The organism is Citrobacter sedlakii NBRC 105722, assembly GCF_000759835.1.
Classification (GTDB): domain Bacteria; phylum Pseudomonadota; class Gammaproteobacteria; order Enterobacterales; family Enterobacteriaceae; genus Citrobacter_A; species Citrobacter_A sedlakii.
Genome location: NZ_BBNB01000001.1, coordinates 344621 through 358541 on the forward strand (window position 1 = coordinate 344621; position 13921 = coordinate 358541).

A 13921-nucleotide genomic window follows, 5' to 3' on the forward strand; every position below is an offset into this window, starting at 1 on the left:
ATAATTAACACGAAGACAATGCGAGTCATTTTAGTGCCCCTTTTCCTGCCCCAATCGCGTTTCCCCCCCACACAATCCACCCTTCGAAACTCTCAATTTTGCACAAAAATCCGCCAGGGTTTATATATTTCAAGTTTTACATTTTTTATATGAATATCAAAAAGCTATACGTCAAAGCTATAGCATTTAGTGTGCTGCACGTTCGAATAATAACGTGTTTATTACTATTTTTAACAGTAGAAATGGAGTTTTAAGAATGGCGATACCAGCCTATCTCTGGCTGAAAGACGATGGCGGTGAGGATATTAAGGGTTCGGTAGACGTAAGGGATCGTGACGGAAGTATCGAAATCATCGGCTTTAATCATGGTGTTTTGCAGCCTACAGATAAACACACTGGTAAGGCGACCGGTTTGCGCGCTCATTCCCCGTTTTCTTTTGATAAAGAAATAGACTCTTCCAGCCCGTATCTTTACAAGGCCGTTACCACAGGTCAGCGGCTAAAATCCGCTGAGGTTAAATTATATAAAATTAACGATGCCGGACAGGAGGTCGAGTATTTTTCAGTCCTGATGGAGGGAGTAACGATTGTGAGCGTTTGTCCGATAATGCTCGATGTCAAAAGCCCTGATTATGAGAGACATAATCACATTGAACTCGTCGAATTGCTATACGAGAAAATCACCTGGCGCTTTGCTGACGGAAATATTATTCACTCGGATAGCTGGAATGACAGGAAAACCGCATAGGAGCAAAAATATGGGTTGGAAATATGAGCAAAGCACGGGGAAAATGTACAAGGACGGAAAGTTGATCGAGACTGGCTATTCCGGTGCGCTGACAAACAAAAACAATCCGGATCGTCAGCATGTTAAGGGGTTGGGTCCACTCCCTCGCGGGACATATAAAATCACGGGGCATTCTAATTCAAAAGGCCCGGTCACTATTATTCTTGAACAAACATCGGCTGAAAATTTCGGGCGTTCGGAATTCAGAATACATGGCGAACGCAAGCACGGTCCGGCAGGATTCGCCTCTGAGGGCTGCATTATTATGTCGCTCTCAACGCGACGAAATATTCTGCGTGACGGGGGAAGTATAGAGGTGGTGCGATGAGGCTGCGGCTTGCTCTGCTACTGTCGGCCTGTCTTTCATTTCCGGCGCTGTCGAAAAGAAGCGACTGGGATAAAATCGTAAGTGGTGTTGCCAGCGGGGATCCGGCAAGTCTGGAGCAGATTGCATCACTCGCAGCGACGGCAAATGCAAAGCAGGCGCAGGAACTGGAGGATGCCCTTGCAAGCGCGCTCACATCAAACACACCTGGCGCGTTACGGGCATTGCAAAAAATTGATGCACATGACTGGCCGCACATGATTGGCAGCAATCTTGTCTGCACCGTCCCAACTGAAAGAACCGTTGAAGAAATTGACGTTTTTTATATGCGAACGCGTAGTGCGCTACTCAGGACTTTCGAAGGTGCACAGTGCCTCTGGATACTGGAGGCATCGTTTGAAGAATGGAAAGGTGATCAGGCGCGACAGCGGAGATAATTATCGCCCGGCAGGCCGGGCTTTACTGTCAATTCCGCGTTTATGTTTACCCTTTGCCGACCCACAAGGCTATTTCAGACATGAGGGCCGAACGTTCCGCAATCTGGCTTTCGCAGGCAGTTTCTGCGTTAACCGCGCATTGCAAAGCAAAGGTTTCAATAGAAAGTTCCTGTATGGTGCGTTTGGGTGTCTCTCTCAACCCGAACGATCCGCCATTTTGACATAACCAGGCGTTCAGGTATTCGGCGGCATCCGCCATATCAATCTCGGCATACTTACGCGTGTTGGTTGCTGTCTGCAAAAGCCTACTTATCGTTTATTGCGAGTCATATGGGGCATGAGAATGCTAAGATGGTTTATGAGGTATAGTCAAAATGGATAGCCGGTATGAATGCTGATCAGGTCGCGATGCTGAACGCGCGATTGCCAACACGTCTGCCCCATGATGCCCCAAAATACAAACGGTAATAGCAAATGTTATTAAATATTAGTAAGATAGATACTTTATATATAATCCCTTAAAAATTATGCGCCTGGTTATATCGTCTCTGATCGTGATGGCTGGACTCCTGCGTGGTCAGGCTGCTGCTGCGCCTGAAGCGCCTTCGCATGAAGATATCCGCGACAGCGGCTTCGTTTATTGTGTCAGTGGGCAGGTCAACACCTTCAACCCTCAAAAAGCGAGCAGTGGACTGATCGTCGACACGCTTGCCGCGCAGTTATATGACCGACTGCTGGACGTCGATCCTTATACCTATCGCCTGGTGCCGGAGCTGGCGGAACGTTGGGAGGTGCTGGATAACGGCGCAACCTACCGTTTTCATCTGCGCCGCGACGTCCCGTTTCAGAAAACAGCCTGGTTTACGCCAACCCGTAAGCTGAACGCCGACGACGTGGTGTTTACCTTTCAGCGCATTTTTGATCGCCAGCATCCATGGCATAACGTCAACGGCGGCAACTTCCCTTATTTCGACAGTCTGCAGTTTGCGGATAACGTCCAGAGCGTCCGCAAAATCGACGGTAATACCGTGGAGTTTCGCCTGGCGCAGCCGGACGCCTCGTTTTTATGGCACCTCGCCACCCACTATGCGTCGGTGATGTCCGCGGAATATGCGGCGCAGTTAACGAAGCAGGATCGTCAGGAGTTGCTCGACAGGCAGCCGGTCGGCACCGGGCCGTTTCAGCTGTCGGAATACCGCGCCGGCCAGTTCATTCGTCTGCAACGGCACGACAGTTTCTGGCGCGGCAAACCGTTGATGCCACAGGTAGTCGTGGATTTAGGGTCCGGCGGTACTGGCCGCCTGTCGAAGCTGCTCACCGGCGAATGTGATGTGTTGGCCTGGCCCGCCGCCAGTCAACTGACAATTCTGCGCGATGACCCCCGTCTGCGCCTGACCCTGCGTCCGGGAATGAATATCGCCTATCTGGCGTTTAATACCGATAAACCGCCGCTGAATAACCCCGCGGTCCGCCATGCGCTGGCGTTGTCGATCAATAACCAACGTCTGATGCAGTCAATTTATTACGGCACAGCGGAAACGGCGGCTTCTATTTTGCCGCGCGCCTCGTGGGCCTATGACAACGAGGCTAAAATTACCGAATACAATCCAGCGAAATCTCGCGAGCAGTTGAAAGCGCTGGGGCTGGAAAACCTCACCCTGCATCTGTGGGTGCCGACCAGCTCTCAGGCATGGAACCCCAGCCCGCTGAAAACCGCCGAACTGATTCAGGCGGATATGGCGCAGGTCGGCGTGAAAGTGGTGATTGTGCCGGTTGAAGGGCGTTTCCAGGAGGCGCGGTTGATGGACATGAATCATGATCTGACATTGTCCGGCTGGGCGACCGACAGTAACGACCCGGACAGTTTTTTCCGTCCGCTGTTAAGCTGTGCGGCAATCCAGTCGCAAACCAATTTCGCCCACTGGTGTGATCCGACGTTTGATCGGGTACTGCGAAAAGCCCTGTCATCGCAACAGCTTTCCGCCCGCATTGACGCCTACGATGAGGCGCAAACGATTCTCGCCAAAGAGCTGCCGATTCTGCCGCTGGCCTCTTCGTTGCGTCTGCAGGCCTACCGTTACGATATTAAAGGGCTGGTGCTGAGTCCGTTTGGCAACGCCTCGTTCGCGGGCGTTTCGCGTGAAAAAACCGTTGAGGTGAGTAAACCATGATTATTTTCACCTTACGCCGCATCCTGTTGCTGATGGTCACGCTTTTTTTCCTGACCTTTATCGGCTTCAGCCTGAGCTACTTTACTCCACACGCGCCGCTTCAGGGCGCGTCGTTGTGGAATGCGTGGGTCTTCTGGTTCAGCGGTCTTCTTCACTGGGATTTTGGCGTATCGAGCATTAACGGACAGCTGATCTCTGAACAGCTTAAAGAGGTGTTTCCCGCCACGATGGAGCTGTGTACGCTGGCGTTTGGCTTCGCGCTGATGGTGGGGATCCCGGTAGGGATGCTGGCGGGCATCACGCGCAATAAATGGCAGGATCGACTGATTAGCGCACTCGCCCTGCTCGGCTTTTCCATTCCCGTCTTCTGGCTGGCGCTGTTGCTGACGCTGTTCTTTTCGCTGACCCTCGGCTGGCTGCCGGTATCTGGTCGTTTTGATCTGCTATACGAAGTGAAGCCCGTCACCGGGCTGGCGATTGTCGACGCCTGGATTTCTGATTCGCCCTGGCGCGACGAGATGATCATGAGCGCGCTGCGCCATATGGTGCTGCCGGTGTTAACCCTGGCGGTCGCGCCAACCACGGAAGTGATCCGCTTAATGCGCATCAGCACCATCGAGGTATTCGACCAGAACTACGTCAAAGCCGCCGCCACGCGCGGTCTTTCCCGCTTCACGATCTTGCGCCGTCATGTATTGCACAACGCGCTGCCGCCGGTGATTCCTCGCCTTGGCCTCCAGTTTTCCACCATGCTGACGCTGGCAATGATTACCGAGATGGTCTTTAGCTGGCCGGGGCTGGGGCGCTGGCTGATTAATGCGATACGCCAACAGGACTACGCGGCGATCTCCGCAGGAGTAATGGTGATAGGATCGCTGGTCATTATCGTCAACGTGATTTCTGATATTTTGGGTGCTATGGCTAACCCTCTGAAACATAAGGAATGGTATGCCTTACGATAGCGTTTATAGCGAAAAGCGCCCGCCAGGTACGCTGCGCACCGCGTGGCGGAAATTTTATGGCGATGCCACGGCAATGGTTGGCCTGTACGGCTGTGCGGGTCTGGCGCTGCTGTGCGTCTTTGGCGGTTGGTTTGCGCCGTATGGTATCGACCAGCAATTCCTCGGCTATCAACTGTTGCCGCCGTCCTGGTCCCGCTACGGCGAGGTGTCGTTCTTCCTCGGCACCGACGATTTAGGACGGGACGTGCTAAGTCGCCTGTTAAGCGGCGCGGCGCCGACAGTGGGCGGCGCGTTTATCGTTACCGTGGCGGCGACGCTTTGCGGCCTGCTGCTGGGGGTGATTGCGGGAGCGACCCACGGCCTGCGCTCCGCCGTGCTGAACCATATTCTTGATACGCTGTTGTCGATTCCGTCACTGCTGCTGGCCATTATCGTCGTGGCGTTTGCAGGACCGCATCTGGTTCACGCCATGTTTGCCGTCTGGCTGGCGTTGCTGCCCAGAATGGTACGTTCGGTTTACAGTATGGTGCACGACGAACTGGAAAAAGAGTACGTTATTGCCGCCCGCCTCGATGGCGCATCCACGCTGAACATTCTCTGGTTTGCCGTACTGCCTAATATCACCGCCGGGTTGGTGACGGAAATCACCCGCGCGTTGTCGATGGCGATTCTGGATATTGCCGCGCTCGGTTTTCTCGACCTTGGCGCGCAACTCCCCTCTCCTGAATGGGGCGCGATGCTTGGCGATGCGCTGGAGCTGATTTACGTTGCGCCGTGGACAGTCATGCTGCCCGGCGCGGCGATCATGATTAGCGTTCTGTTGGTCAACCTGCTTGGTGACGGCGTACGCCGGGCGATTATTGCGGGGGTCGAATAATGCCGTTACTGGATATCCGCAACCTGACCATTGAATTCAAAACCGGTGATGAATGGGTAAAAGCCGTCGACCGCGTGAGCATGACCTTAAGTGAAGGCGAGATCCGCGGGCTGGTGGGTGAATCTGGCTCCGGTAAGAGTCTGATCGCCAAAGCGATCTGCGGCGTCGCCAAAGATAACTGGCGCGTAACCGCTGACCGTATGCGCTTCGACGATATCGACCTGCTGCGCCTCTCTCCGCGCGAACGGCGCAAGCTGGTGGGACATAACGTCTCGATGATTTTTCAGGAGCCGCAGTCGTGTCTGGATCCGTCAGAACGCGTCGGTCGGCAGTTGATGCAAAATATTCCGGCCTGGACCTATAAAGGCCGCTGGTGGCAACGTGTCGGCTGGCGCAAGCGTCGCGCCATTGAACTGCTGCACCGCGTTGGGATCAAAGATCATAAAGACGCCATGCGCAGCTTCCCGTATGAGCTGACCGACGGCGAGTGTCAGAAGGTCATGATTGCCATCGCGCTGGCTAACCAGCCGCGCCTGCTGATTGCCGACGAACCGACAAACGCGATGGAGCCGACCACCCAGGCGCAAATTTTCCGTCTGCTGACGCGTCTGAACCAGAACAGCAATACCACCATTTTGCTGATCAGCCATGACCTGCAGATGCTCAGCCAGTGGGCAGACAGAATTAACGTGCTGTATTGTGGGCAGACGGTGGAAACGGCGCCAAGTAAAGAACTGGTGACTATTCCCCATCATCCTTACACCCAGGCGCTGATCCGCGCCATTCCTGACTTTGGCAGCGCGATGCCGCATAAAAGTCGTTTGAACACCATGCCCGGGGCGATTCCGTTGCTGGAACAATTACCGATAGGCTGCCGTCTGGGGCCGCGCTGCCCGTATGCGCAGCGAGAATGTATTGAAACACCGCGTCTGACCGGAGCGAAAAACCATCTCTACGCTTGTCATTTCCCGCTGAACATGGAGAGAGTGTGACATGGTTGAGACCCTGCTCGAAGTGCGCAACCTGAGTAAAACCTTTCGCTACCGCACCGGCTGGTTTCGTCGCCAGACGGTAGAAGCGGTAAAACCACTCAGTTTTACCCTGCGTGAACGCCAGACGCTGGCGATTATCGGCGAGAACGGTTCCGGTAAGTCGACGCTGGCGAAAATGCTGGCGGGAATGGTCGAGCCGAGCGGCGGCGAACTGCTGATCGACGATCACCCGCTGAAATTCGGCGATTATTCGTTTCGCAGCCAGCGCATCCGCATGATTTTCCAGGATCCGTCAACGTCGCTTAACCCGCGTCAGCGGATTTCGCAAATTCTCGATTTCCCACTGCGTCTGAATACGAATCTGGAGGCGGAGCAGCGGCGTAAACAGATCATTGAAACCATGCGCATGGTCGGTCTGCTGCCCGATCACGTCAGTTATTACCCGCACATGCTGGCGCCAGGGCAAAAGCAGCGTCTGGGACTGGCGCGCGCGCTGATATTACGCCCGAAAGTGATCATTGCCGATGAGGCGCTGGCGTCGCTCGATATGTCGATGCGCTCGCAGTTAATAAACCTGATGCTGGAATTGCAGGAGAAACAGGGTATCTCTTATATTTACGTCACCCAGCATCTTGGCATGATGAAGCACATCAGCGACCAGGTTTTAGTGATGCATCAGGGAGAAGTGGTGGAGCGCGGCAGTACCGCTGATGTGCTGGCTTCACCGCTCCACGACCTGACAAAGCGACTGATTGCCGGTCATTTTGGCGAAGCGCTCACCGCGGATGCGTGGCGAAAAGACCGCTAAAACGGCTTCATGCAGTGGTCGGATTAACTCTCCCGGCGTCTCGTGTTAGAATCGCCGCGTTTTAACGACGCCCCGTCCCTTTACGCGGCTGGGCGCCACAACAATAACATAAGGATTTAAGCTATGGGTTTTCTTTCCGGTAAGCGTATTCTGGTCACCGGTCTTGCCAGCAAATTGTCCATCGCCTACGGTATCGCTCAGGCGATGCATCGCGAAGGCGCAGAGCTGGCGTTCACCTACCAGAACGACAAACTGAAAGGCCGCGTGGAAGAATTTGCCGCACAACTGGGTTCGAACATCGTCCTGCAGTGCGATGTGGCGGAAGATGAAAGCATCAATGCCATGTTCGCTGAACTGGGTAAAGCATGGCCGAAATTTGACGGTTTTGTTCATTCCATCGGTTTCGCTCCGGGCGACCAGTTGGACGGCGACTATGTCAATGCGGTAACCCGTGAAGGCTTCAAAATCGCCCATGACATCAGCTCCTACAGCTTCGTGGCGATGGCGAAAGCGTGCCGCGCTATGCTGAATCCGGGTTCTGCCCTGCTGACCCTTTCCTACCTTGGCGCAGAGCGCGCGATCCCGAACTACAACGTGATGGGCCTGGCGAAAGCCTCTCTGGAAGCCAACGTGCGTTACATGGCGAATGCAATGGGTCCGGAAGGCGTGCGCGTAAACGCCATCTCTGCGGGTCCGATCCGTACACTGGCGGCTTCCGGCATTAAAGACTTCCGTAAAATGCTGGCGCATTGCGAAGCGGTTACCCCGATTCGTCGTACCGTCACCATTGAAGATGTCGGTAACTCCGCCGCATTCCTGTGCTCCGACCTGTCCGGTGGTATCTCCGGTGAAGTCGTTCACGTTGACGGCGGTTTCAGCATCGCCGCGATGAACGAACTGGAACTGAAATAAGCTTTCAGCCTTCCTGTGGGCGGCGTTCTGCCGCCCATGAACACGTTCTGCCCGGCAATATACCTTTTTGATCTTTGTTATCACGTAACAATCTTTTTCCCCTTCCCCCGCTTACGCCAGGATAAAGCAGCAAAAACGATCCGGCGTGAGGTAGCCACGACGAGTCCGGGTCGCCACATACAGACCAAGGAACGCCCATGGAACAACGCCAATTCAACGGCAAAAACCAGTGGTATCATGAGACCCAGTCCAGCACCTGGCCGCAGGACGTTTTGCCACTTGTGCCGGAAGCGGCTCACGTAGAAGACCGCTTTTTGCTGGATTTGACGATTCCCGACGTGATGCAGCATTCTTTTCACTCCTGGCTGCAACCCGCCCGCCAGTTGGCGAACGAACTGTTTCCCGATCACGTTCCACTTACCCGCCTGCATACCTTTAGCGCTTATGAACGCATGAGCACCGCCTTAACCGTGGCGCAGGCGTGTGGCGTACAGCGCCTATGTAATCATTACGCCGCGCGCCTGACGCCGCTGCCGGGTCCGGATTCGTCGCGTGAAAGCAATCATCGGCTGGCGCAGATCACGCAGTATGCGCGTCAACTCGCCTGCTCACCTTCGGTGATCGACCAGCGTGCCCGCCAGCATTTAGCCGACGTCGGCCTGTCCGCCTGGGATGTGGCCCTGTTTAATCAGATCATTGGCTTTGTTGGTTTCCAGGCGCGCATGGTGGCGATTTTTCAGGCCTGGTCCGGTCAGGCTGTGCGCTGGATACCCGGCCTCAATACTCAGGCCTTTGCCGCTGAAGGCCTGTTTCAGCGGGAAAAGAGCGTGTGGGTCGCAAACCCGGATCTGGTGAAACTGCGCTACGCCAGCGCGGAGCAAGATGAATATCCGTCGCATGATCAACCACAGCCCGCGCTACAGATGCTCGCCCCTGCTCTGGCGCACCAGCCGGTACTGCTGACACTGCTCGGCAAATTGCTGCACAGTTCGCTTCGTGCGGATACCGCAGAGCATAACTTCGCGGCGCTGCTGGCCGCGAGGATAAACGGTAGCGCAAGCTGCTTCAATGAGCAGGCGTTGCCGCCGCGCATCTCGCCAGAGACTCTCACCATGCTGCGCCAGAGCGAACATGAGATTGAACGCTGGGAGCGACAACATCCGATTGAGCGACCCTTGTCTCAGGCGCTACAATTACTGACGCGCGCGCCAGACCGCTTTAGCGCCGCACATTTCACCCCGCTCGTCGAGCGCGGCGCGTCCGTCATTGAGGCTATCAACCTGTTGGGGTGGTGCGGTTTATGCGGATGGCTGAATCGCCTGAAAATCGCGTTGGGTGAGACACATTAACCTCGGCAAAGAGATAAAGAGCGCTTGCCGCACCAGGTAGTTTCGCGTAAAACTGTCAGCCGCTCTTTTGGCCACGAAAATAGACAAATATGTTTCAGGACAACCCGCTGCTAGCGCAGCTTAAACAGCAACTGCATTCCCAGACGCCGCGCGCCGAAGGGGTGGTAAAAGCCACGGAAAAAGGCTTTGGCTTCCTGGAAGTCGATGCGCAAAAAAGTTACTTCATCCCGCCGCCGCAGATGAAAAAAGTGATGCATGGCGACCGGATTGTCGCGGTGATCCACAGCGAAAAAGATCGCGAGTCCGCTGAGCCGGAAGAACTGGTTGAACCCTTCCTGACCCGCTTTGTCGGAAAAGTTCAGGGCAAAAACGATCGCCTGTCTATTGTTCCGGATCACCCGCTGCTGAAAGATGCTATCCCCTGTCGCGCCGCGCGTGGCGTAGAGCATGACTTTAAAGAAGGTGACTGGGCGGTCGCCGAGATGCGCCGCCATCCGTTAAAAGGCGATCGCACCTTCTATGCCGAGTTAACCCAGTACATTACCTACGCAGATGACCACTTTGTGCCGTGGTGGGTAACGCTGGCGCGCCACAATCTGGAAAAAGAAGCCCCGGACGGCGTAGCCACTGAAATGCTCGACGAAGGCTTAACGCGTCAGGATCTGACCGCCCTGAATTTCGTCACTATAGACAGCGCCAGCACCGAAGATATGGATGACGCGCTGTATGCCGAAGAACTGGCTGACGGTAAATTACAGCTGACCGTTGCGATTGCCGACCCGACCGCGTGGATCGCTGAAGGTAGCAAACTGGATAACGCTGCGAAAATACGCGCGTTCACCAACTATCTCCCAGGGTTCAACATCCCAATGTTGCCGCGTGAACTCTCTGACGATCTCTGCTCGTTGCGTCCGCGCGAAGTCCGTCCGGTGCTGGCCTGCCGTATGACCATTGCGGCGGATGGCGCCCTTGAAGACGATATGGTTTTCTTCGCGGCGACCATCGAGTCAAAAGCCAAACTGGCCTATGACAGCGTCTCTGACTGGCTGGAAAACGCCGGTAGCTGGCAGCCTGAAAGCGACGACATCGCGCATCAAATTCGTCTGCTGCAGCAAATTTGCCTGCGTCGCGGCGAGTGGCGCCATCACCACGCGCTGGTCTTCAAGGACCGTCCTGATTATCGCTTTATTCTGGGTGAAAAAGGTGAAGTGCTGGATATCGTCGCAGAGCCGCGCCGCATCGCCAACCGTATCGTTGAAGAAGCGATGATCGCCGCCAATATATGCGCCGCCCGCGTTCTGCGTGACAAACTGGGCTTTGGCATTTACAACGTGCATACCGGTTTTGATCCGGCGAATACGGAAGCGCTGTCGGCGCTGCTGAAAAATCATGACGTCCATGTCGATCCGCAAGAAGTGTTGACCCTTGAAGGTTTCTGCAAACTGCGTCGCGAACTGGATGCACAGCCGTCCGGCTTCCTCGACAGCCGCATTCGTCGCTTCCAGTCCTTCGCCGAAATCAGCATTGAGCCGGGTCCGCACTTTGGTCTGGGTCTTGAAGCGTATGCGACCTGGACCTCGCCGATTCGTAAGTACGGCGATATGATCAACCATCGCCTGCTGAAAGCGGTCATTAAAGGTGAAACCATTGCCCGTCCGCACGACGACACCACCGTGCAGATGGCGGAGCGCCGTCGCCTGAACCGTATGGCGGAACGCGACGTTGGCGACTGGTTGTACGCCCGTTTCCTGAACGACAAAGCCGGCACGGACATCCGTTTTGCGGCTGAAATCATTGATGTCAGCCGTGGCGGTATGCGCGTTCGTCTGGTGGATAACGGCGCGGTTGCCTTTATTCCGGCGCCGTTCCTCCATGCCGTCCGCGACGAAATGGTTTGCAGCCAGGAAAACGGCACCGTACAGATTAAAGGCGAGACCGTGTATAAAGTCACGGACGTGATCGATGTGACCATCGCCGAAGTGCGGATGGAAACGCGCAGCATCATCGCCCGTCCGGCCGCCTGACCCTGAGTTTTCACACGGCCTTTCTGAATAAGAAAGGCCGTTTGCTGGTTTTCGCCTTCCCCTCTTAACACCTTTCCTGTGCCACGCGATCAACGCTATCGGGATATATTTTCCGCCTCGCCTGTGCTTTTTCCCGGTTCTGAATTACAAATGAAGAGATAGATAAAACAAGATCTGCAGCGACGGTAAACCCTGTATTTATCGCGGTTAACCTTTCCATTGCGAAGTTCGGGCGGTCAAACGGGATGGTGCGCAACATGAAAGAGAGTCGGGAATCCGCGACGTTGTATCGTTTTCTGGGCACACACTGTCCTTACTGGCGCTTGTCAGATGATGCCGACATTCTGCATTTATCACTTACCGAAGCCGCAGAACATGATGAGGCGCTTGCGCTCGCCCCCGGGCAGGCCGCACGAATTCGCGAAATGACCGTTATCACGTCCAGCCTGTTGATTACGTTACCCCTCGAGAGCAGCGAGGTGCAGATACATCTGGTGGGTCGGAAAATCAATAAGCACGAGTGGGCAGGCAGTGCCTCAGCCTGGCATGACACGCCCTCCGTCGCGCGCGATCTGGCTAAGGGGCTGTCCTTCGCCGAACAGGTGGTTTCAGAAGCGAATTCGGTCATTGTGATCCTTGACAGCCGCGGCAATATTCAGCGCTTCAACCGCCTGTGCGAAGAATATACCGGACTTAAAGAGCAGGATGTCATTGGTCAGAGCGTCTTCAGGCTGTTTATGAGCCGCCGTGAAGCCGCTGCTTCGCGGCGCAATATCAGCGGCTTTTTTCGTAACGGAAATTCTTATGAGGTCGAACGGTGGGTAAAAACACGCCAGGGTCAGCGTCTGTTTTTATTTCGCAATAAGTTCGTCCATAGCGGTAGCGGGAAGAATGAAATATTTCTCATTTGTTCAGGTACCGACATTACCGAAGAGCGGCGCGCCCAGGAGCGTCTACGGGTACTGGCGAATACTGACACTATCACCGGACTGCCTAACCGCAACGCCATCCATGAGCTGATCAACGACGCTGTCGGGGATGCGCACGCAGGTCAGGTCGGGATCGTGTATTTTGATCTGGATAATTTTAAAAAGGTGAACGACGCTTATGGGCATATGTTCGGCGACCAGCTATTACAGGCGGTCTCCCTGGCTCTGCTGAGCTGTATGGAAGAAAACCAGTTGCTGGCGCGGCTGGGCGGCGACGAATTCATTCTGCTTGCCACCCACACCTCTCAGGGGGCGCTTGAGGCCGTCGCGTCGCGTATTCTGACCCGCCTTCGCCAGCCCTTTCGCATCGGTCTGATCGAGGTCTATACCGGCTGCTCCGTGGGCATCGCGATGGCGCCCTTACATGGCGAGGACAGCGACAGTCTGATCCGCAATGCCGACACCGCCATGTACACGGCTAAAGAAGGGGGCCGCGGTCAGTTCTGCGTCTTCTCACCGGAAATGAATGAGCGGGTCTTTGAATACCTCTGGCTCGATACGCATCTGCGCAAAGCGCTCGAAAACGATCAGCTACTGATCCATTATCAGCCAAAGATTACCTGGCGCGGTGAAGTACGCAGCCTTGAAGCGCTGGTGCGCTGGCAGTCGCCGGAGCGCGGTTTGATTTCGCCAGGAGAATTTATCTCCTATGCCGAGGAGTCGGGACTGATTGTACCGCTTGGACGGTGGGTACTGCTCGACGTGGTGCGCCAGGTGGCAAAATGGCGCGATAAAGGCATTCACCTGCGCGTGGCGGTTAATATTTCGGCGCGTCAGCTTGCTGACCAGACGATTTTCACCGACCTCAGACAGGTTTTACACGAGCTGAATTTCGAATACTGCCCGATCGACGTTGAGTTAACGGAAAGCTGCCTGATTGAAAACGAGACGCTGGCCCTGTCGGTCATTGAGCAGTTTAGCCAGTTGGGCGCTCAGGTACATCTTGATGATTTCGGTACCGGCTACTCGTCGCTTTCACAACTGACGCGTTTTCCGATTGACGCTATCAAGCTGGATCACATGTTCGTCAGAGATATTCATAAAAAAACCGCTTCCCAGTCCATGGTACGCGCCATCGTCGCCGTGGCGCAGGCGCTCAACCTTCAGGTCATCGCCGAAGGGGTGGAAAGCGCCAAAGAGGACGCGTTCCTGACTAAAAACGGTATCAATGAAAGACAAGGATTTTTATTTGCAAAGCCGATGCCCGCCGCAGCATTTGAACGCTGGTACAAACGCTGGCGCAATAAAACACAGCGCTGACCGGCAGGAAATCACGCCGTATCTGCCT

13 protein-coding genes and 1 pseudogene are annotated in these 13921 nt (G+C 55.0%); 13 read left to right on the forward strand and 1 reads right to left on the reverse strand.

Annotated features, from left to right (window positions below; genetic code table 11):
* Positions 1–256 precede the first annotated feature (256 nt).
* Genes CSE01S_RS01630 through CSE01S_RS01640 form a run of 3 tightly spaced genes read left to right on the forward strand, consistent with a single transcriptional unit; the run spans position 257 to position 1549 of the window.
* A complete protein-coding gene (locus CSE01S_RS01630; RefSeq protein WP_042283368.1) occupies positions 257–748 on the forward strand; it encodes an Hcp family type VI secretion system effector in 492 nt (163 codons plus the stop codon).
* Positions 749–758: 10 nt separating this feature from the next.
* Positions 759–1115, forward strand: a complete 357-nt coding sequence (locus CSE01S_RS01635) for a tlde1 domain-containing protein (protein WP_042283370.1) — start codon at positions 759–761, stop codon at positions 1113–1115.
* Positions 1112–1549, forward strand: a complete 438-nt coding sequence (locus tag CSE01S_RS01640; RefSeq protein WP_042283373.1) for a hypothetical protein — start codon at positions 1112–1114, stop codon at positions 1547–1549. Before CSE01S_RS01635 ends, CSE01S_RS01640 begins: the two co-directional genes overlap by 4 nt.
* Before the next feature lie 46 nt (positions 1550–1595).
* Here CSE01S_RS01640 and CSE01S_RS23230 read toward each other — a convergent pair whose 3' ends face one another.
* The gene (locus CSE01S_RS23230) at positions 1596–1850 is read right to left on the reverse strand and encodes a hypothetical protein (protein WP_167333845.1); all 255 of its coding nucleotides are present in this window, start codon (positions 1848–1850) and stop codon (positions 1596–1598) included.
* Between CSE01S_RS23230 and CSE01S_RS23340 the strand changes: the two are divergent.
* From CSE01S_RS23340 to pdeR, 10 genes and pseudogenes are all read left to right on the forward strand, one after another.
* Positions 1781–2017: pseudogene (locus CSE01S_RS23340) on the forward strand (site-specific integrase); the annotation flags it as partial. The gene CSE01S_RS23230 and the pseudogene CSE01S_RS23340 overlap by 70 nt on opposite strands.
* Before the next feature lie 59 nt (positions 2018–2076).
* Positions 2077–3720: an ABC transporter substrate-binding protein SapA gene (gene sapA, locus CSE01S_RS01650; protein WP_042283382.1), complete on the forward strand. Its 1644-nt coding sequence runs from the start codon at positions 2077–2079 to the stop codon at positions 3718–3720.
* Entirely contained in the window at positions 3717–4682 is a 966-nt protein-coding gene (sapB, locus tag CSE01S_RS01655) for a peptide ABC transporter permease SapB (protein ID WP_042283384.1), read from the forward strand. The genes sapA and sapB overlap by 4 nt, the downstream gene beginning before the upstream one ends.
* Positions 4669–5559 (forward strand): peptide ABC transporter permease SapC, encoded by an 891-nt coding sequence (sapC, locus tag CSE01S_RS01660; RefSeq protein ID WP_042283387.1) that lies wholly within the window; start codon positions 4669–4671, stop codon positions 5557–5559. Before sapB ends, sapC begins: the two co-directional genes overlap by 14 nt.
* Positions 5559–6551 carry a peptide ABC transporter ATP-binding protein SapD gene (sapD, locus tag CSE01S_RS01665; protein WP_042283390.1) on the forward strand — a complete coding sequence of 331 codons (993 nt, stop codon included), beginning with the start codon at positions 5559–5561 and terminating at the stop codon, positions 6549–6551. The genes sapC and sapD overlap by 1 nt, the downstream gene beginning before the upstream one ends.
* Before the next feature lies 1 nt (position 6552).
* Positions 6553–7359: a peptide ABC transporter ATP-binding protein SapF gene (gene sapF, locus CSE01S_RS01670; RefSeq protein WP_042283394.1), complete on the forward strand. Its 807-nt coding sequence runs from the start codon at positions 6553–6555 to the stop codon at positions 7357–7359.
* A 123-nt stretch (positions 7360–7482) separates the two neighbouring features.
* Positions 7483–8271, forward strand: coding sequence for an enoyl-ACP reductase FabI (gene fabI / locus CSE01S_RS01675; protein WP_042283398.1), 789 nt, complete (start codon positions 7483–7485; stop codon positions 8269–8271).
* 197 nt (positions 8272–8468) lie between these two features.
* Positions 8469–9620, forward strand: coding sequence for a carboxymuconolactone decarboxylase family protein (locus CSE01S_RS01680; protein WP_042283402.1), 1152 nt, complete (start codon positions 8469–8471; stop codon positions 9618–9620).
* Between the two features lie 89 nt (positions 9621–9709).
* A complete protein-coding gene (locus tag CSE01S_RS01685; protein ID WP_042283404.1) occupies positions 9710–11644 on the forward strand; it encodes an exoribonuclease II in 1935 nt (644 codons plus the stop codon).
* 257 nt (positions 11645–11901) lie between these two features.
* Positions 11902–13893 (forward strand): cyclic di-GMP phosphodiesterase, encoded by a 1992-nt coding sequence (gene pdeR, locus CSE01S_RS01695; RefSeq protein ID WP_042283409.1) that lies wholly within the window; start codon positions 11902–11904, stop codon positions 13891–13893.
* Positions 13894–13921: the final 28 nt, after the last annotated feature.